At 63.4% G+C, this 20190-nt stretch carries 16 protein-coding genes; 7 read left to right on the top strand and 9 right to left on the bottom strand.

Annotation, left to right across the window (positions count from 1 at the left end; genetic code table 11):
• Nucleotides 1-13: 13 nt before the first annotated feature.
• On the top strand, nt 14-451 hold the full coding sequence (locus AC0NIE_RS00195) for a hypothetical protein (RefSeq protein WP_473483712.1): 438 nt from the start codon (nt 14-16) through the stop codon (nt 449-451).
• 125 nt (nt 452-576) lie between these two features.
• Nucleotides 577-1236, top strand: a complete 660-nt coding sequence (locus tag AC0NIE_RS00190; protein WP_473484513.1) for a response regulator transcription factor — start codon at nt 577-579, stop codon at nt 1234-1236.
• A 12-nt stretch (nt 1237-1248) separates the two neighbouring features.
• On the opposite strand, the gene AC0NIE_RS00185 is transcribed toward AC0NIE_RS00190, so the two are convergent.
• Nucleotides 1249-4737, bottom strand: coding sequence for a PAS domain-containing hybrid sensor histidine kinase/response regulator (locus AC0NIE_RS00185; RefSeq protein ID WP_473483710.1), 3489 nt, complete (start codon nt 4735-4737; stop codon nt 1249-1251).
• 225 nt (nt 4738-4962) lie between these two features.
• Between AC0NIE_RS00185 and mscL the strand changes: the two genes are divergently transcribed.
• Entirely contained in the window at nt 4963-5385 is a 423-nt protein-coding gene (gene mscL / locus AC0NIE_RS00180) for a large conductance mechanosensitive channel protein MscL (RefSeq protein ID WP_473483707.1), read from the top strand.
• A 110-nt stretch (nt 5386-5495) separates the two neighbouring features.
• Nucleotides 5496-6662: a pyridoxal phosphate-dependent aminotransferase gene (locus AC0NIE_RS00175; RefSeq protein ID WP_473483704.1), complete on the top strand. Its 1167-nt coding sequence runs from the start codon at nt 5496-5498 to the stop codon at nt 6660-6662.
• A gap of 157 nt (nt 6663-6819) precedes the next feature.
• On the opposite strand, the gene hemA is transcribed toward AC0NIE_RS00175, so the two are convergent.
• A complete protein-coding gene (gene hemA, locus AC0NIE_RS00170; protein WP_473483702.1) occupies nt 6820-8097 on the bottom strand; it encodes a 5-aminolevulinate synthase in 1278 nt (425 codons plus the stop codon).
• A gap of 276 nt (nt 8098-8373) precedes the next feature.
• Between hemA and galE the strand changes: the two genes are divergently transcribed.
• The 3 genes from galE (at nt 8374) to AC0NIE_RS00155 (ending at nt 12927) form a co-directional block, all read left to right on the top strand.
• Complete coding sequence (gene galE, locus AC0NIE_RS00165; protein WP_473483700.1) at nt 8374-9369, top strand: UDP-glucose 4-epimerase GalE; 996 nt, start codon at nt 8374-8376, stop codon at nt 9367-9369.
• Between the two features lie 112 nt (nt 9370-9481).
• Nucleotides 9482-10732: a D-amino acid dehydrogenase gene (locus tag AC0NIE_RS00160; RefSeq protein WP_473483699.1), complete on the top strand. Its 1251-nt coding sequence runs from the start codon at nt 9482-9484 to the stop codon at nt 10730-10732.
• 368 nt (nt 10733-11100) lie between these two features.
• Nucleotides 11101-12927 carry an alanine racemase gene (locus AC0NIE_RS00155; protein WP_473483697.1) on the top strand — a complete coding sequence of 609 codons (1827 nt, stop codon included), beginning with the start codon at nt 11101-11103 and terminating at the stop codon, nt 12925-12927.
• Between the two features lie 96 nt (nt 12928-13023).
• On the opposite strand, the gene AC0NIE_RS00150 is transcribed toward AC0NIE_RS00155, so the two are convergent.
• The 7 genes from AC0NIE_RS00150 to AC0NIE_RS00120 form a co-directional block, all read right to left on the bottom strand.
• Entirely contained in the window at nt 13024-14391 is a 1368-nt protein-coding gene (locus AC0NIE_RS00150; protein WP_473483694.1) for an FGGY-family carbohydrate kinase, read from the bottom strand.
• The gene (gene rhaM / locus AC0NIE_RS00145; protein ID WP_123146597.1) at nt 14388-14705 is read right to left on the bottom strand and encodes an L-rhamnose mutarotase; all 318 of its coding nucleotides are present in this window, start codon (nt 14703-14705) and stop codon (nt 14388-14390) included. Before rhaM ends, AC0NIE_RS00150 begins: the two co-directional genes overlap by 4 nt.
• Entirely contained in the window at nt 14705-15706 is a 1002-nt protein-coding gene (locus tag AC0NIE_RS00140; protein ID WP_473483692.1) for an ABC transporter permease, read from the bottom strand. Before AC0NIE_RS00140 ends, rhaM begins: the two co-directional genes overlap by 1 nt.
• The gene (locus tag AC0NIE_RS00135; protein ID WP_123146599.1) at nt 15703-16680 is read right to left on the bottom strand and encodes an ABC transporter permease; all 978 of its coding nucleotides are present in this window, start codon (nt 16678-16680) and stop codon (nt 15703-15705) included. The genes AC0NIE_RS00140 and AC0NIE_RS00135 overlap by 4 nt, the downstream gene beginning before the upstream one ends.
• Entirely contained in the window at nt 16677-18218 is a 1542-nt protein-coding gene (locus AC0NIE_RS00130) for a sugar ABC transporter ATP-binding protein (RefSeq protein ID WP_473483690.1), read from the bottom strand. Before AC0NIE_RS00130 ends, AC0NIE_RS00135 begins: the two co-directional genes overlap by 4 nt.
• An 83-nt stretch (nt 18219-18301) precedes the next feature.
• Nucleotides 18302-19297, bottom strand: coding sequence for a rhamnose ABC transporter substrate-binding protein (gene rhaS, locus AC0NIE_RS00125; protein WP_029356748.1), 996 nt, complete (start codon nt 19295-19297; stop codon nt 18302-18304).
• 45 nt (nt 19298-19342) lie between these two features.
• Nucleotides 19343-20152: a DeoR/GlpR family DNA-binding transcription regulator gene (locus AC0NIE_RS00120; protein ID WP_473483688.1), complete on the bottom strand. Its 810-nt coding sequence runs from the start codon at nt 20150-20152 to the stop codon at nt 19343-19345.
• Between the last annotated feature and the right edge of the window lie 38 nt (nt 20153-20190).

Here is a 20190-nt window from a genome sequence, read left to right as displayed (position 1 = left end):
CATGGAGGACAATATGCGTCCGCAGCACGTCTTGATTCCCGCAGCACTCGTCTCGCTCGTCGCGGCATCAGCCTTTTCGGAGGAGACCGAACGCTACCGGCTGGAAAAGTCGGCCACCGGTTATGTCCGCATGGACACGCAGACCGGTGCGATGTCGATCTGCGAGGAGCGTTCCGGCCAGCTCGTCTGCAAGATGGCGGCCGATGAACGCGCCGCCTTCCAGGACGAGATCGACCGGCTGCAAAATTCGGTGAAGGCGCTCGACCAGCGCGTCGTCAAGCTCGAAAACTCGCTTGCCGCCCGCTTTGAGTCGACATTGCCCAGCGAGGAGGATTTCAACAAGACGATGAGCTATATGGAGCGCTTCCTGCGCAGCTTCATCGGCATCGTCAAGGACATGGAAAAGGATAGCGGCGAGGATGCCGCCAAGCCCAATCCGCAAAAAACCTGAGCAACCGTTCACCGGGGAAACCCGGCGCATAGCTTTGCGCTTGAAAACGGCTGATATCGCCGCATAATCGTTCGACTGATCCCGTAAGAAGCAGACAATCATCAATGGGATTTGGGGAGGGCCATGTGCCGTCGGGCTACACTTTCGTCATCGCCGACGATCATCCGCTTTTTCGCGGTGCGCTGAGAGAGGCGCTTGCCGGCATCGGCAACGTCGCCGGCATTCACGAGGCCGGCGATTTCGAAAGCGCCAAGGCGCTGGTCGTGGCCAATGAGGACGTCGATCTGGTGCTGCTCGACCTGTCGATGCCGGGCGCTAGCGGCCTTTCCGGCCTGATCTCGCTGCGCGGCATCCATCCGACGGTGCCGCTGGTGGTGGTGTCGGCACATGACGACCCGGTGACTATCCGGCGCGCGCTCGACCTCGGCGCTTCGGGTTTCATCTCCAAATCGGCCAGCATGGAGGAGATCCGCAGCGCCGTGCAGTCGGTGCTTGCCGGCGACATCGCTGCGCCAGCGGGCATCGATCTCGGCGTCGAGCGCGATCCCGAGATATCCGATCTGATCAAGCGGCTGCAGACGCTGACGCCGCAGCAGACGCGCGTGCTCGGCATGTTGGCGGAAGGGCTGCTCAACAAGCAGATCGCCTACGAACTCGGCGTCTCCGAGGCGACGATCAAGGCGCATGTCTCGGCCATCCTGCAGAAGCTTGGCGTCGACAGCCGCACCCAGGCGGTGATCCTGCTGTCGAAGATCGGCAGCGACCCGTTGCCGGCGACGGGTTGACCCCTTCCGGCTCTACTCTGCCGCCGACGCCAGCGGCCTGACCCTGGCCATCATCGAGCGCAGCACCGCCGGCTTCAGCGGCTTGTTGATCACCGGCACGTCGAGCCTGCCGGCGCTGGCGCGCACCTCGCTCGAGCGGTCGGCGGTGACCAGCACGGCCGGCATGTCCTGGCCGTGGATGGCGCGCAGTTTGGCGATCGCATCAAGGCCGGTCTCGCCGTCGAGATGGTAGTCGGCAAGCACGATGTCGGGTCGACGCATTCCGGATCGCTCGAGATCCCCCGAGCCGGCAAGCGTGTCGACGCTGCAGCCCCAGCCTTCGAGCAGCAGGCGCATGCCGTCGAGGATACGGGCATCGTTGTCGATGCAGAGCACGCGAAGCCCGGCAAGCGAAGCAGCAGTGCGGACCGGCGCTTTCGCCGTGACCACGCGCCGTGGCTCCTGCGCTGCCGCGACCGGCAGGATGACGGAAAAGCGCGTGCCTTTGCCCGGGCTTGAAAAGATCCGGATTTCGAGGCGCAAGACGCGAGCGATGCGGTCGACGATGGAGAGGCCGAGGCCGAGGCCTTCAGCTTCGCGTGCGCCCTCATCGAGCCGGGTGAATTCGTGAAAAACCGTGTTTAGCTTGTCGGCGACAATGCCGATGCCGGTATCGATCACCTGGATCTCGACCAGTTCGCCGCGCCGCCGCACACCGACCAGGACGCGGCCGCGGCGCGTGTATTTGATGGCGTTGGACACCAGGTTCTGGATCAGGCGGCGTAGCAGATTGCGATCCGTCATCACGCTGAGTGACGAGGGCATGATCGTCAGGCCAAGCTTCCTCTCGGCGGCAAGCGGCTGGAAGTCGTTGCCGATCTGCCGCAGCAGCTCGTCCAGGCTGAAGACGGTGTCGTCCGGTTTCATCGCGCCGGCATCGAGGCGGGAGATGTCGAGCACCGCGCCGAGAATGGTCTCGACCGATTCCAGCGAAGATTCGATGTTGTTTGCGGCCTTGCCGGTCGGGCCCTTGCCGGCCTTTTCGATCAGCGACGAGCAATAGAGGCGGGCGGCGTTCAGGGGCTGCAGGATATCGTGGCCGGCGGCGGCAAGGAACCGCGTCTTGCCGAGATTGGCCTCCTCGGCCAGCATCTGCGCCTGTGCCAGTTCCTCGTTGACGCGGGTCAATTCGACGGTGCGGTCCTTGACGCGTTGTTCCAGCGATTCATTGGCGCGCTTGAGCGCCAGATCCTGCTCGACGCGTCCTGAGATGTCGGCATAGGTGGCGACGATGCCGCCATCAGGCATTGGGTTGGAGCGCAACTCCAGGATGCGGCCGCTGGTCTTCAGCTCCATCTGCCAGGGGCTGACGAAACTGGTGAGGCGGTTGAGCATCGCCACCCGCTGGTCGGCCGGAATGTCGCCGCGCTCGGCCAGGTGGCGCAGGATGCGGTCGAGCGAGACGCCGACCTGGCCCATCTCGTCGGGCAGGTCGAACAGCGCCCGATACTGGCGATTCCAGCAGATCAGCCGGAAATCCCTGTCGAAGACGGTGATGCCTTGTTCCATCTGGTCGAGCGCGATCTGCAGCAGGTCGCGATTGTGCTGCAGCGCCTCGGTAGCGTCGTCGAGCAGGCGGAAGGCATCCTTGGATTCGCGGTCGTTGCGGCGCAGCAGCAGCGACAGGATCAGCCGCGCCGAGGAGGAGCCGACGGCACTCGCCAAAAGCTGCTCGGAGAAGCGGATGACGTCCATGCTGGCTTGTTCGTTGCCGTGCAGCGAAGCGCCGCTGCTCTCTTCAAACGACTGGAAGGACCGCTCGGTGCGTTCGACGCCAAGATATCGCGCGATGGTGTCCTTGAGGTCGTTGACGGTGACGGTGGTGCGGAAGCGGCGCAGGCTCGGCATCGGGCTCGCCTCGCGCGGCACGAAGATCGACGCCTGGATGCGTTCCAGCGGCACCGACGCGCGCGACAGCGAGCCGAGCACGAAGAACAGCGTGTTGATCGACAGGCTCCACAAGACGCCGTGGTTCAGCGGCTCGGCGATGGTGCCGAACAGCGCTTGCGGCCGCAATGCCTCGAAGCCGAACAGGCCGTGGACGACAATGCCGGTGTCGGACGCGGCGAGCGAAGGAAGCAGCAGCGTGTAGCTCCAGACGACGATGCCGGCGACCATGCCGAGTGCCGCACCCCTGCCGTTGGCGCCGCGCCAGATCAACCCGCCGATCAGGGCCGGCGCGAACTGCGCGATCGCGGCGAACGACATCAGGCCGATAGAGGAGAGCCGCGCGCTGTCGGTGCTCTCGCGATAGTAGAGGAAGGCGATGAACAGCATGATGAAGATCGCCGCACGTCGCACGTTCAGGATGAGCGCTGACCAGTCCTCGTTCTCGGATGTCGTGGTCTTGAGCAGGCGGCGAACAAACAGCGGAATGACGAGGTCGTTGGAGATCATGATCGACAGCGCGACGCTTTCGACGATCACCATCGCGGTCGCCGCCGACAGGCCGCCGATGAACGCCGCCATGGCCAACAGATCGTGACCGCTGAGCAGCGGCAGCGACAGGACGTAGAGATCGCTGCTGGTTTTGGTGCCGACCAGCGCCAAGCCGGCGAGCGCGATCGGCAGCACGAAAAGATTGATCGCCACCAGATAGCTCGGAAATACCCATGTTGCGGTACGCAACTCGGCCTCGCTGCGGTTCTCGACGATGGTGACGTAGAACTGGCGCGGCAGCATGATGATGGCGAACCCGCTCAAACATGTCAGCACCAGCCAGGTGGCGAGCGAGGTGCTGTAGCTCATCGCCTGCTGAACTTGCGAATTCTCGGCGAGCTTGTCGACCATATCGCCCGGGCCGCCGAAGATCAGGAACGTCACCATCAGGCCGATCGCCAGGAAGGCGGCGAGCTTGACCACGGTTTCCACCGCTATTGCCAGCACCAGCCCATCCTGGTGCTCGGTGGCGTCGGCGTGGCGCGTGCCGAACAGCACCGCAAACAGCGCAAGCAGCATGGCGACGACCAGCGAGATGTCGCTGACGAACGGATCGAAGGAAGGCGGCGAGCCGGTATAATGCTCGACCATCAGGCTGACCGAGCCGGAAATCGCCTTCAACTGCAGCGCCATGTAAGGCACCGCGCCGATCGTCGCGATCAGCGTGGCGATCGCTGCAACGGCAAAACTCTTGCCGTAGCGGGCGCCGAGGAAATCGGCGATCGAAGTGATCTTCTCTGTCTTGGCCAGCCTGACGATGCGCCGAAGCAGCGGAAAGCCGAACACGAACACCAGAACCGGGCCGATATAGATGCCGAGGAATTCAAGGCCGCGCTCGGAGGAAAGGCCGACCGAACCGAAGAACGTCCAGGAGGTGCAGTAGATCGCCAGGCTGAGCGCATAGATGAAGGGCCGGGCCCGGTCGGGCCCGGATGTCGTTGAGCGCCGGTCGCCGAGGCTGGCGATGACGAACAGCAACGTCACATAGGCGATCGCGATGATGACGATGAACCAGCCCTGCACGGCCCTATAATCCTCCCTTGCCGGTTTTGCTTCCGGCCTGCTGAGACGCAATCACAGCTTGGCGATCAAGTCCATCGCGGCTTTCGGCGCAGGTTGGCTGCGGCTTCGGGAATTTTTGGCCGGTACCGGTCTTTTGCCGATGCTGCAACCGCAGGTTTTTGCTATTGTGCCAGTTGGGCCGAACGAAGCGGGCAGCGGCCTGGCCGCCAGGACAAGGAGGGTCGGATGCTGAAAGAATTCCAGGAATTCATTTCCAGGGGCAATGTGATGGACCTGGCCGTCGGCGTCATCATCGGCGCCGCCTTTGGCAGGATCGTCGATTCCCTGGTCAATGACATCATCATGCCGATCATCGGAGCGATTTTGGGCGGACTCGACTTCAACAATTATTTCCTGCCCTTGTCCTCAGCAGTCAACGCCACGTCGCTGGCGGAGGCCAAGAAGCAGGGCGCGGTCTTCGCCTATGGCAGTTTCATCACCGTGGCGCTGAATTTCATCATCCTCGCCTTCATCATCTTCCTGATGGTCAAGGCCGTGAACAATCTGCGCAGGCGTCTGGATCGTGAGAAGCCAGCTGCGCCTGCGGCCGCTCCGCCGGCCGATGTTGCGTTGCTCACCGAAATTCGCGATCTCCTCGCCAGGAAATAGCGCAGGGCAAGATCTCTGGACCAAAACCCCGGCCGTTTGCGGCCGGGGTTTTCTATTTTCGCCGGTCGTAAAACACGCTAGCTGTCCAGAAGACGAAAACGGATCTATCCATGACCCTGATCGAGAATTTGCGCGCCGAGGCCCGGGCCGCGCCGGAAAGCGGCATTGTCGCCGTCATGAACCGCGGCCGCGACCGCGACGGCATGATCCCGCTCTGGGCCGGCGAGGGCGACCTGCCGACGCCCGCCTTCATCACCGATGCCGCTGCCCGGGCGCTGGCCGGCGGCGAGACCTTTTATACCTGGCAGAAGGGCATCCCCGAGCTGCGGCAGGCGCTCGCCCGCTACTACGTCAGGCATTTCGGCAAGAGCTTCGCCGAGGAAGAATTCATCGTCACCGGCTCGGGCATGCATGCCATCCAGCTGGCGATCGATGCCGTCGCAGGGAAGGGGGACGAACTCGTCTATCTGTCGCCGGCCTGGCCGAACTTCGCCGCAGCCGCCGGCGTGGCGGGCGCGGTCCCGGTCGCTGTCACGCTCGACCAGTCCGGAAATGGCTGGTCCTGCGACGTCGGCAAGATCGAGGCGGCGATCACGCCAAGGACAAAGGCGCTGTTCGTCAACTCGCCGTCCAACCCGACCGGCTGGACCGCCGACAGGGAGACGCTGCAGGCGATCCTCGACCTTGCCCGCGAAAGAGGCCTGTGGATCATCGCCGACGAGATCTATTCGCTGTTCCACTACGGCGATAGTCGCGCGCCGTCCTTCATCGACATCATGGCCGACGAGGATCGCATCCTGTTCGTCAACAGTTTTTCCAAAAACTGGGCGATGACCGGCTGGCGGGTCGGCTGGATCAAGACCCATCCTTCGCTGCAGCAGGTGTTCGAGAACCTGGTCCAGTATTCGACCTCAGGCGTTGCCCAGTTCATGCAGCGCGGCGCGGTCATCGCCCTCGACGAGGGTGACGCCTTCATCGTTGAGCAGGTGGAGCGGGCGAGGGCGGCGCGTGACCTGGTCTGCGGCATCCTGGCTGCGACCGGCAAGGCACGCTTCACCGTGCCGCAGGGGGCTTTCTATCTGTTCTTCGCGGTCGACGGCATCACCGATTCACGCGCCGCCGCCTTCGACATCGTCGACCGCGCCAATGTCGGCCTGGCGCCCGGAACCGCATTCGGTCCCGGCGGCGAAGCCTTCCTCAGGCTGTGCTTCCACCGCCGCCTCGACCAGCTCGAGGAAGCCGCACACCGGCTGGCGAAGTGGATGACGAGTGTGTGAGGTTTGTTGAGGTTCGCGCCAGGTCGGACAGCGCGAACCGTTGCACTCCTCGGCCAACGTCACGGCATGGATCCATGCCGTGACCTTCGAATGCCGCGGCGTCGAAGAACAAGACGGCACCGGGAGCGGAAACCGCCATCATGCCCTCGGCTGAAGATCAGCCGCCCGACTTCGGCACCAGCAGCGGAATGACGCGGTCGCTTTCCCTCACCGCCGGCCGGCCCGCAGAACCGTAAGAGATACCCAAGGCATCCCAGGTCTCGACCAGAGCGTCCTGAAGTTCCGCGATCAGTTGATCCGAATGGAATGGCGTCGGCGTGATCCGCAGCCGTTCGGTGCCGCGCGGCACGGTCGGGTAGTTGATCGGCTGGATATAGATGCCGTGGACGCCGAGCAGGCGGTCGCTGGCCATCTTGCAGAGCTCGGGATCGCCGACGAGCAGCGGCACGATGTGGGTGGCGGAGTCCATCACCGGCAGGCCGGCGGCGGTAAGAACCTGCTTGGTCCGCGTCGCCTGGCGCAGCTGCGCGTCGCGTTCGGCCTGCGAGCGCTTCAGATGGCGGATCGACGTGGTCGCCGCGGCGGCGATGGCCGGCGGCAGCGCCGTGGTGAAGATGAAGCCCGGCGCATAGGAGCGCACGGCATCGATCACCGCATTCGTGCCGGTGATATAGCCGCCGAGCGTGCCGAACGCCTTGGCCAGCGTGCCTTCGATGATGTCGATTCGGTCGGCCAGCCCTTCGCGCTCGGTGATGCCGCCGCCGCGCGGTCCGTACATGCCGACGGCGTGGACCTCGTCGATATAGGTCATGGCGTTGTAGCGCTCGGCAAGATCGACGATCTGCTTGATCGGCGCGATGTCGCCATCCATCGAATAGACGCTCTCGAAGACGATCAGCTTGGCGCGTTCGCGGCCCGCTGCCTGCAGCAGGCTTTCGAGATGCGCAACGTCGTTGTGGCGGAAGATCTTCTTCTCGGCGCCCGAACGCCGCACGCCCTCGATCATCGAGGCGTGGTTCAACTCGTCCGAGACGATCAAGCAGTTGGGCAGCAGCCGCGCAATGGTCGAGATCGACGCTTCATTGGAGACGAAGCCGGAGGTGAAGACAAGTGCGGCTTCCTTGTCGTGCAGGTCGGCCAGTTCCAGTTCGAGCTCGACCAGCGGGTTGCTGGTGCCGGAGATGTTGCGGGTGCCACCGGCGCCAGATCCCATCTTGCCGGCGGCGTTCTGCATCGCGGCGATGACGTCTGGATGCTGGCCCATGCCGAGATAGTCGTTGGAGCACCAGACCGTGATTTCCTGGGCGCGGCCGTTGGCACGCCAGATGGCGCGTGGGAATTTCCCCACGATGCGCTCGAGGTCGGCGAAGATGCGATAGCGACGCTCTGCGTGGAGCTGGTCGATCGCGTCTTCGAAGAACCGCTGATAGTTCATTTCGGCTTCCCAATTTTTGCGAGGGATCATAATCATTGCCCTATTCGACGTCTACTTGGCCTTTTTGGTCAAAATGCCACGCCCCAAGCCTGTTCCTAACGGCCACGGATCATGGCCTATTCCCTTGATGTGCATGAATTTTGTTTCAGGGCGATGCCACGCGCCGATGAGACTGGTTACCGCAGACACTAATGGTACTAATGGCCTAGTAGCAGGCTTTCCAGTAAGGCGGGTGTGGAGACAGTTTCCGATAAATCTTGAGCAGCGAGGACACGGATGACGGTTTTGGTGACAGGCGGTGCCGGCTATATCGGCAGCCATATGGTCTGGGAGTTGTTGGACGCGGGCGACAGCGTCGTCGTCCTAGACCGGCTTTCGACCGGCTTCGAGTGGGCGGTGGCGCCGGAGGCAAAGCTGGTCGTCGGCGATGTCGCCGACAAGGAACTGGTCGGTTCGATCATCCGCGACAATCATGTCGACGCGATCATCCATTTCGCCGGCTCCATAGTGGTTCCCGAATCGGTCGCCGACCCGCTCGGCTACTACGAGAACAACACCTGCAAGACGCGCACGCTGATCGAGACCGCCGTGCGCGAAGGCGTGCCCAATTTCATCTTCTCCTCGACCGCCGCCGTCTATGGCGGCGCCGGGCTGGAGCCGGTGCGCGAGGATGCCCGCCTTGCACCGGAATCGCCCTACGGCCTGTCCAAGCTGATGAGCGAATGGATGCTGCGCGACGCCGCAATTGCCTATGGTTTGCGCTATACGGCGCTGCGCTATTTCAACGTCGCCGGCGCCGATCCGAAGGGCCGCACCGGCCAGTCGACGCCGGGCGCCACGCATCTGATCAAGGTTGCCGCCGAGACGGCGCTCGGCAAGCGACAGTTCATGCAGGTGTTCGGCACCGACTATCCGACACCGGACGGCACCTGCATGCGCGACTACATCCATGTCAGCGATCTGGCGGCGGCGCATCGGCTGGCGCTGGAACGGCTGCGCGCCGGCGGGACAAGCCTCGTCGCCAATTGCGGCTACAGCCACGGCTATTCGGTGCTCGAGGTGATCGACAGCGTGCGGCGCGTCTTTGGCCATGATTTCGACGTGCGGATCGGCGAACGCCGTCCGGGCGACGCCGCTGCGGTGGTTGCCAACTCGGAGCTGGCGCGCAGCGAACTCGGCTGGACCCCGCAGCGCGACGACCTCGACCGGATTGTCGCCGACGCGCTGGCTTGGGAGCGCATCCTGACCGGCAAGAATTCGGCGCGGAGCTGAAGTCCCGGTTTTCATCCGTGGGCTCGTAGATCGAACTTAGAAGCGCTATTGAAGGAGCTGCGCGGCTGAAGCGTGAAGGCGTTTCGGCCGTATTTGATCCTTTGGGGGCGGCATGAAGATATTGGTCCTTGGCGCTGGCGTCGTCGGCATGGCGGCGGCCTACTATCTGGCCAGCGACGGCCACGAGGTGACCGTCATCGAGCGCCATCCGATGGCGGCGCGCGGCACCAGCCAGTCGAATGCCGGGCTGGTGTCGCCCGGCGACGCCACCGCCTGGGCCTCGCCCGCTGCGCTGAAGACGTTCCTGCGCGCGCTCTACAACCACGATCTCGGCATCAAGGTCCGGCTGCGCTTCGATCCTTATTTTTTCGCCTGGAGCCTGCGCTTCCTGCGCCAGTGCACGCAAGCCCGTCTGCGTGCCAACACTGACATCAAGCTGCGCCTGGCGCTTTATTCGCGCGACTGCATCAACGCCATTTCGGCCGACACCGGCATTCACTATGACGAGCGCAAGAAGGGCATTCTCTATTTCTTCCGCTCGCAGCAGAGTTTTGATACCGGCACCGACAATTACCGTTATCTCGCCGAGCATGGCCTGCCGATCGAGATCGTCGGCCGCGACCGGCTGGTCGAGCTCGAGCCCGGCCTCGCCGGGGCCAGGGACAGAATAGCCGGCGGCGTCTATTCGCCGATCGACCAGACCGGCGACTCCAGCCTATTCACCCGAAACCTCGCCGCCTATGCCGCCGAGAAACTCGGCGTCCAATTCCGCTACGGCACGATGGTCGAAGGCCTCGACATCGAAGGCGATCGGGTGCGCGCGGTGATGACCTCGGCCGGTCCGATAGCAGGCGACGCCGTGGTCATCTCGATGGGACCGGAAAGCGGCCTGCTCGGCCGCCGCTACGGCATCGACCTGCCTGTCTATCCCGTCAAGGGCTACACCGCGACCGTGCCGCTGGAGGATGAGGGCAAGGGGCCGACCATGGGCGGCGCCGACGAGGATCAGCTGATCGCCTATTCCAGGCTCGGCAACCGGCTGCGGCTCGCTTCAACCGCCGAGTTCACCGGCTTCGACCGCAGCCACAAGCCGAGCGATTTCGCCGCCATGTTCAGGACCGGCAAGGAGCTTTTTCCCGGCGCCTTCGACGAGAACAAGGCCGAGCTCTGGGCCGGTCTGCGGCCGATGATGCCGAACTCGGTGCCGGTCATCGGCCGGGCGCGTTACAAGAACCTCTATCTCGACACCGGCCATGGCCATGTCGGCTGGACCATGGCCTGCGGCTCCGGAAAATTCCTAGCCGATGTGGTCGCTGGCCGCAAGCCGGAGATCGACCCGCAAGGGCTGGTCTACGTCAATTGAGGGAGAATTAATCGTCGTGTCGGCACCGGGTCCATTTGCCCAGCACCCATTCGGCAAGCCAGCCGCATTCAAGCTCGCCAATCTGCGTCAGATTACCTTGCCTGGCGGTGAGGTGCCTGAAGCCGACAACTTCGAAATCTCCGCAGTCTGCGGGATGATCGTGCTCGCCACAGGTTAGTTGCCACTCCCCATCGAGATGACGAATGACCAATGTGACGGGCCTCTCTGAGCGAAAGACGTGCCCACATACAAGAGCCCTTGTTTCCGGCATAACACGACCCCAATGCGGATTCATATTGATTGTCGCCAGCTAGACGACACCGAGAAGATAAATGCGCCTAGTACCGTGCACAATTTCTGAGTAAAAAATGTCCGGACCGCAAGTCGCAATCGACCTTGGCCGTATCGAGCGCAATGCGCGCACGATCGTCGACCGCTGCGCCCTGTCCGGCATCAAGGTATTCGGCGTTACCAAGGGCACCTGCGGCATGCCGCAGGTGGCGCGTGCCATGCTGCGCGGCGGCGTCGCCGGCATCGCTGAATCGCGGTTCGAAAACATCCGCCGGCTGCGCGACAGCGGCATCAATGCGCCGATCATGCTGCTGCGCAGCCCACCGATGGCACGCATCGAGGAGGTGGTCCGGACCGTCGACATCAGCCTGCAATCCGAGCTCGCCACCATCCGCGAGCTATCGCGCATCGCCGAGCGCATGGGCCGCGTCCACGACATCATGCTGATGATCGATCTTGGCGACCTCAGGGAAGGCATCTGGCCGAACGACCTCATCCCGACGGTCGAGCAGATACTGGCGCTCAGGGGCGTGCGCATCGCCGGCATCGGCACCAATCTCGGCTGCTTCGGCGCCATTATGCCGACGGAGGAAAATCTCGGGCAACTTGTCGCCCATGCCTACAAGACCGAGCGCCTGTCCGGCGCCAGGCTCGACTGGATATCGGGCGGGGCGTCATCGTCGCTGACGCTGCTGCTCGAAGGCAGGCTGCCCGCCGGCATCAACAATCTGCGCGTCGGCGAAGCGATCCTGCAGGGTGGTGTTGAAACCTTCCGCGAGACGCCGTGGGCCGAACTGGAACCCGATGCCTGCCGGCTGACCAGCGACATCATCGAGGTCAAGCTGAAGCCGTCGCGGCCGATCGGCCAATCCGGCTACGACGCTTTCGGCAACCAGCCTGTGTTTCCCGACGAGGGCGACAGGCTGCGCGCCATCGCCAATATCGGCCGCGAGGACGTCTTGGTCGAAGGTTTGACGCCGATTGCCAGGGGTGTGCGGGTGCTCGGCGCCTCCAGCGACCATCTGCTGCTCGACGTGACCGATGCCGAGCCGCCACCCGCCGTCGGCGACCGTGTCGCCTTCCGCATGAGCTATGGCGCCATGCTGCTGGCGATGACCTCGGAATATGTCGAAAAGGCCCCGATGCACGACGTCGAGGATTTCTCCGGCCGCAAGATGGTGTCGATATCAGCCGAACCGGCGGCCGCCGGCATCCTGGCCAGGGAAGCGACCGGCGCCCGGCTGGAGGCGATGAATTTCGACGTCGTCGAGCTGGCCGATATCGAGCGGCCACCATCCGGTCTGGTCCGGTTTACCGCCGGCGGTGACCGGCGCATCGCCCACAAGGCGCTGACGACGACCGCGCGGGCGACACACTCCTTCGGTTTGATCTGGATCGATTCCATCGCAGCACTTATGCCCGAGGACGAGGACGGCATCGATCTGCCGGAACGTTCGGTGCTGGCGCGGGCGCTCGGCCTCGATCACAAGTCCGGCGCGCTGCAGCCGCAGCTGTCGCCGGAAAACGTCGTCATCGTCGGGCTGCGCCATGCCGATCCGGCCGAGGCCCGGGTGCTGAAAGATTCGCGCGTCTCCGCCTTCACCATGACCGACATCGACGCCATGGGCATGCGCGACGTGATGCACGAGGCGATCCGCATTGCCACCTCCGGCACGCAGGGCTTCCATGTCAGCTATTCCCCTGATGTCACCGAATTCGCCGGCTGGGCGGCTGGCTCCGGCGGCATCACGGTGCGCGAAACGCATCAGGCGATGGAGGCCATCGCGCTGTCCGGCGGGCTGTTGTCGATGAATGTTTCCGGGCTGACATCAGGTTTCGAACCGCGATTGGCGACGGAAACGGTCAATTTCGTCATGTCGGCTTTCGGCAAGCGGATTCTCTAGGCATGATCCCGAACCGAAGGACCGCGTCAGCGAAAAGTGGACACCGGTTTTTGCTTCGCTGACCTTCGGTTCGGGAAAGATCATGCTCAAGAAATGTCAGCCCTGCGCGTCGACCGCCGCATGCCACGAGCGTCCATAGTTTGCCCAGGCTGGGCCGGCCGGTTCGATCCTTTCGCCTTTGCCTTGGACTGTTCCTTGGTCCGACGCTAGCAAGGCGGCGCCAATGCTGGTGCCGGTCCCTGCCTCGGACGCTATGACGGCCCGCCCCGTCGCCGCAGCGAGCATCTGCATGAAAAGCCGGTTGCGGCCGAAAGGGCCCTCGACGATGGCCGGGCCTTCGGCGCCGATCAGATCGAGGCAGGCTGCGGTCATCAGCGCCAGATAAAAAGAGATAGCGGCAAAGCGCTGGCCGTTGTTGATCCCGTCGGCGTTGAGCCATGCGGCGGTATGATGCGGGAACGGCCCAGAACCTTGTTGCGTCGCCGGCAGCAGCAGGGTTGACCTGGCGAATACCGTCCCAATATCCTCTTCGGTCCAGTCTTCCGATTGGCCTTCCGTCAGCACTGAAAATTCGCGGCCGCCCATGAAACGCGCCGAGGGAACTGGATCACCGAGCGCATTGACGTTGACCAGCGTGTCGCGGGCCGGGTCGAGCGCGATCTTGTTGCCGCCGACCGCCATCGACACCACCCAGGTGCCGGTCGAGACGACGGAGAAAGGCGGTCTGTCCGACAGGAGATGCGGCAGCAGCGAGGCGTTGGAATCGTGCAGGCCGCAAAACACCGGAGTCTGCGGATCGAGCCCGGTCCGTGTCGCAAGCGCGGGTAGGATCGGGCCGAGGCGATCCTTCGCCGGCCGCACCGGCGCCATCAGGCGCCGCCATTGCATCTTGTCGACCAACGTCGAAAAATCCGCTTTCCAGGGGTTCCACAGATCCGTGTGGCAGCCCAGCGAGGTCACTTCATTGGCGGCGACACCGGTCAGGCGCAAGGCCCAGTACTGCGGATACATCAGCATCGCGGCGGCCTTGGCGAACTCAGCCGGAAACTTCCTCTGCTGCCAGAAGAACTGCGCGCCGAGATTGAGACCGACCGGCAGGCGCGGTGTGCCCGTCTCGGCGAAGGCCGGACGGATCGCGTCATAGTCCTTGGCAACGGCGTCGGGCCCGGTGAATTCATAGTCGAGCACCGGCAGCGCCAGCTCACCGGCAGCGTCCACCAGCACGCCCGTCGCGCCATGGGTGGTGATCGATATCGCATCGACGCGCTGTTCGCGATTGATCCCGGCGAGGCTGTCGAGGACGAACGACCACAGAAGCTCGACATCATGATGCGGGTAGGGACCGTCGGCAACGGGTGCGTTCGCCATACGGCGCAGCGCGACTTCGCGCATGCCGGCAAGATCGACCAGCGCCACCTTGGCATTGGTCTTGCCGATATCGATGACGGCGACGTGACGGGTCATTCCATATGGAACATTGTTTCCAGCGGCACCGCCACCGGCTCGTTATCAGGCTTGGTTTCCATGATGTCGGCCATCTCGGCCCACCAGCGCTGCATCACCGGGTGCTTCGGCAATTCGTCCATGCCGTGGTCGTCGAGCCGCCACAGCACGCCGAACAGTATGTTGGTCTCTTCGTCGAGATGGATCGAATAGTCGGAAACGCCGGCCTGTTTCAGCAGTGCGACCAGCGACGGCCAGATGTCGTCATGGCGCCTTTTGTATTCGGCCTTCATGCCGGGATTGAGCTTCATCTTGAACGCGTATTTCTCGGCCATCAGGTAAAACGCTCCCGCCGCACCCGCCGCCAGACGATGGGCAGCGCGATGACGATGATCAGCAGCAGGCCGATGAAGATCGACATGACGATCCCTGGCACATTGAGCAGCCCCAAGCCAAAAGTCACCAGCCCCATGATGAAGGCGGCGAGCACCACGCCCACTATACTGCCGGCGCCGCCCAGGATGCTGACGCCGCCGAGCACCACCATGGTGATGACTTCCAATTCATAGCCTTGCGCGATCGATGGCCGGGTCGAGCCGAGCCGCGAGGTGATCAGCACAGAGGCGATGCCCGCCATTAAGCCGGTCAGGCAGAACAGGGTAAACTTGATGCGGCCGACCCGTACGCCGGAAAACTGCGCCGCAACCGGATTGTTGCCGATGGCGAAGACGCGGCGGCCGAAGCTCGTCCTGTGCAGAAGGAGCCAGTAGATGACGGCCGCGACAAGGAACAGCGTCAGTTCGAACGACACCACCCACCAGACATAGCCCTGGCCGAAGAACGCGAAGCTCGAGGGATAGCCCTTGTAGGCCTGGTCGCCGAGGACGATGAAGGCGATGCCGCGAAACAGGCTCATCGTGCCGATGGTGACGACGATCGACGGCAATCCCAGCCTTGTGACGAGCAGCCCGTTGACGGCGCCGCAGCCGAGCCCGACAACGATGCCGATCGCCGCCAGCACCGGCGTGCCGGCGCCAGCCTGCACCGCCATGCCCATCATCGTCGAGGCAAGCGCAATGATGGCGGCGACCGACAGGTCGATCTCGCCGGAAATGATCAGCAGCGCCATGGCGAGCGCGATCAGCGCCTTTTCAGTGAAGTTGAAGGTCAGGTCCGACAGCGACCACGCGTCGAGGAAATAGGGCGAGGCGAAGCTGTTGACGGCAAAGATGGCGACCGCCACAGCGACCAGCAGCGCCTCCCATGAGAAGATCGCCGAGTTCAGCGGCTTGTCGAGCCGGTCGGGAATGTGGCGTGGAGCAGGAGTGTCGGTCATGCCGCTTCCGCCTTTTTGAGGATGATGCGACCTTGCCGGCGTTCGCCGCGCGCGTTGAGCACCACGGCCAGGATGATGGCGCTGCCCGAAATCGCCATCTGCCAGAAGGGTGAGATGTTGATGACCGGCAGCGCATTGGAGATGATGCCGAGGAACAGCGCACCGAGCACCGCGCCGCCGACCGAGCCGATGCCGCCGGCGATCGAAATGCCGCCGATAACGCAGGCGGCGATGATGTTGAGCTCGTAGCCGTTGGCGACCTCGACCGAGGCGATGACGTAGCGCGAAATCCAGAGATAACCGCAGAGACCGCCGATCATCCCCGAGATGCAGAAGACGATGAATTTGGTCCGGCCGACATCGATGCCGGCATAGACCGACGCGGTCGGGTTGACGCCGATGGCGTAGATCGAGCGGCCAAGCGCGGTGCGCGTCATCAAGAGGAAGAACAAGGCGATGGCCAGTATGGCAATCCACGACAGGACCGGAATGCCGAGGAAAGCCGCACGCTGCAGGCCGATGAAATCAGGGCTCATCTGGTCGGCATTGACCCAGGCGCCGCCTGATATGACGAAGGTGGCGCCACGGTAGATGGTGAGCGTGCCGAGCGTCACCACGATCGACGGGATGTTCAGCCGCCATACCAGCAGGCCGTTGATGGCGCCCAGCACCAGTCCGACCAGCAGGGCGATGACGATCAGCAGCGGGATCGGGATTGCCGGATGCGCGGCGTTCAGCATCGCCACCACCATGCCGGTGAAGCAGAGGTTGGACGCCATCGACAGGTCGATCGAGCGGGTCAGGATCACCACCATCTGCCCCAGCGCCAGGATCATCAGGATCGAGGTGTCGTTGAACACTTGGCGCAGATTGGCCGGATTGGCAAAACCCGGAAAGCGCATCGAGATCAGCCCGATCAGCACGACGATTGCGGCGAGCAGCCAGACTTCGCGATACTTGAGGAAGACCTTCATGCTGCGATCCCCGCTGCTGTCTTGACCAGCGTCTCGGCGTCGAGCCCCTTGTTGTCATAGACCGCGGCGATGCGGCCCTCGCGCATGACGACGACGCGGTCGGACATGCCGAGGATTTCGGGCAGTTCGGACGACACCATGATCACCGACAGGCCTTGTGCGACGAGCTCGGCCATAAAGCCGTGCACAGCGGCTTTCGAGCCGATATCGATGCCTTTGGTCGGCTCGTCGAGGATGATCACCTTGGGCGCTGTCGCCAGCCATTTGGCGATGACGATCTTCTGCTGGTTGCCGCCCGAAAGCGTGCCGACATCCTGGCTCAGCGACGAGGCGCGCAAATCGAGCCGCTCGGTATAGGAGCGGGCCAGCGCGAACTCCTCCGCCAGCCGCAACATGCCTGATTTGGACGTGCGCTTGAGCGAGGGCAGCGAGATGTTCTGGAAGATCGGCAGGTCGATCACCACGCCTTGCTTGCCGCGTTCTTCCGGCACGTAGACGATGCCGGCGTCGATCGAATCCGCCGCCGATTTCGGTACGATCGCCTTGCCTTCCAGCGTGATCGTGCCGCTGCTGGTGCGGGTGATGCCTGATATTGCCTGCATGACCTCGCTGCGGCCGGCGCCGACGAGGCCGTAAAAGCCGAGGATTTCGCCCTTATGCAGCTCGAAGCCGATGTCGTCGAACTCGGTCGGATGCGACAGGCCGGAGACAGTGAGTACCGGCGCGCCGATCTCGGCCTTGCGCTGCGGAAAGATGTGATCGACGGCGCGGCCGACCATCATGCGCACGATCTGGCTCTGGCCGGCGTCCCTGATCAGGCCTTCGCCAACCATCTCGCCGTCGCGGAACACGGTATAGCGGTCGGCGATGCGGTAGATCTCGTCGAACTTGTGGCTGATGAACAGGATCGCCTTGCCTTCGCTCTTCAGGAACTCGACCAGCAAAAAGAGCTCCTCGATCTCCTTCAGCGAAAGGGCTGCGGTCGGCTCGTCCATGATGACGATCTGCGCATCGATCGACATGGCGCGGGCGACGGCGACGAGGTGCTTGTTGGCGATGCCGAGATCCTTCAGCCGCGCATCGGCGTCGATGTGGCCAGCGCCCATGGTGTCCAATACTTCACGGGCTTGTTTGCGCATGGTGCGCCAGTCAATGATGCCGAAGCGCGATCGCGGCGCATGGCCGAGAAAGATGTTCTCGGCCACCGTCAGATCGTCGAACAGCACGGTTTCCTGATGGATGGCGGTGATGCCATGCCCGAAGGCGGCATGGGCGCTGGGCAGTGTGACGGCCTGGCCATCGATGCTGATGGTACCCGCGTCGGGCTGGTAGATACCGGTCATGATCTTGACCAGCGTCGACTTGCCGGCGCCGTTCTCGCCGATCAGCGCGGTCACCTGGCCGGGGTAAAGCGACAGGCTGACATCGTGCAGTGCGCGCACGCCGGGAAAACTCTTCGAAATGCCTGACAGGGTCAGGCGCGGAACCGGAGCCAGAGGCTGCTCGGTCGTCGGGCTGAGTTGGGCTGTCGTGTCCATAGTCGTATCAAGCCCTGAAGCAAGGTTCGTTTGAAGGCGCGGCGGAACCTCTGCCCCGCCGCGCCGGCTTGAAGGCTCCAGGATCAATAGATCTTGGAGAACTCTTCGATATTCGACTTGTCGAACTTGAAGGGCGGAGCCATCGCAGCCGAATTGGTGTCGTCGAGCGTGACTTTTCCAACGCGGCCGATCGACAGCGTCGCACCCGGCTTGGCTTCTTCCTTCTTCACCGCCAGATCATGGGCGAGGTAGACGGCTGAGTAGCCGAGATCGATCGGGTTCCACAGCGCAACCGCTTGGCTGGCGCCGTTGTCGATGAACTTCTTGAACTCCGACGGCAGTGCCAGGCCGGTGACGTTGACCTTGCCGATCAGGCCCTGGTCGGTCACCACCTGCGCGGCGGCAACGACGCCGACCGTGGTCGGTGCGATGATCGCCTTGAGGTTCGGATAGGATTTTAGCAGGCCCTTGGCCTCGTCCGTGCTCTTGGCCGAGTCGTCATCGCCATAGACGGTGGCGACGAGATTGATCTTGGGGAATTTCTCCGGCAGCACCTTCTTGGCCGCGTCGATCCAGGCATTCTGGTTGGTCGCGGTCGACGAAGCCGACAGGATGGCGACATCGCCGCCTTCCGGCAAATAGTCGGCGGCAAGCTTGATGATGGTCTCGCCGATCAGGTTGGTGTCCGAGGGGTTGAGGTGGAGCTGGCGGCCTTCCGGAGCGACACCCGAATCCCACGAGATGACAGTGATGCCGCGATCCATCGCCTTCTTCAGCGCCGGAACCAGCGCGTCGGCGTCATTGGCCGAAATGGCGATGGCGTTGACCTTCTGGGCGATCAGCGAATTGATCACTTCGATCTGGGCTTCGGCGGTCGCCTTGGTCGGGCCGGTGTAGATGATGTCGACGTCGCCGAGCTCCTTGGCCGCCTCTTCGGCGCCCTTGTTGGCGGCGTCGAAGAAGCCGTTGCCGAGCGACTTCACCACCAGCGCGATCTTGACGTTCTCGGCATAGGCCGCATTTACGAACATAGCGGCGGAGAACGCCGCCGTGACCATCAATTTCTTCAGAAAGCTCATCGAATATCCTCCCTTGAGCGTTGCATTCCATCGCCGCTGCGGGCCTCAGGCCTGCAGCGAAGATTCTTCCTTATTGCCTAGCGTTGTGCGGGCGACGATCAGCGTCACACCGGCGGTCTCCAACATCTTGGCCTCGCGGTCCTCGATGCCGTCGTCGGTGATGACGGTCGCGATGCGCGACAGGCCGCACAGGATCAGGCTCGAGCGTTTGCGGAACTTCGACGAGTCGACCAGCACCACCAGTTCGTCGGCCTGATCGATCAGTTTCTGCTCGGCCTGGATCAGCAGCGGATCGCCTTCCATCAGGCCCAACGGCCCGAGCCCTTGCGCGCCCATGAACATGCGGCGCGCATAGAAATTGCGCGTCACGTCATTTTCGAAGGGGGACAGGATGATGTTCTGCTCGCGGTAGATGGTGCCGCCCGACAGCATCACCGTGTTCTTGGAGTGCTTGAGCAGGTGCTCGGCGATCGGAAAGGAATTGGTGAAGATCGGCATCCGGCGGCCGGTCAGGAAATGCACCATCTGGAAGGTGGTGGTGCCGCCATTGATGATGATCGGCTCGCCGTCCTTGCACAGTTCCACGGCGTCCCGCGCGATCGCCCGCTTCTGCGCAGCGTTGATCGTCTCGTTGACGGAGAAAGGCCGGCCGGCAAGGCCGATGAACTGCGGTGGGGTGATCGCCTCGGCGCCGCCACGCACGCGGCGCAGGCGCTTTTGCACATGCAATGCGGCGATGTCGCGCCGGATCGTCGCCTCGGACGAGTCTGTCAGGTCGACCATCTCCTGCACCGTCACCACAGGCTTTTCCTGGACGGCGGACAAAATGATCCTGTGGCGCTCTTTTTCGTGCATGGTTCCTCCCTGCCAGCACATCTAGGCACTCAAAACGC

The sequence above is a fragment of the Mesorhizobium sp. WSM4842 genome (assembly GCF_055901575.1).
This window is presented reverse-complemented; position numbering and strand designations above follow the sequence as displayed.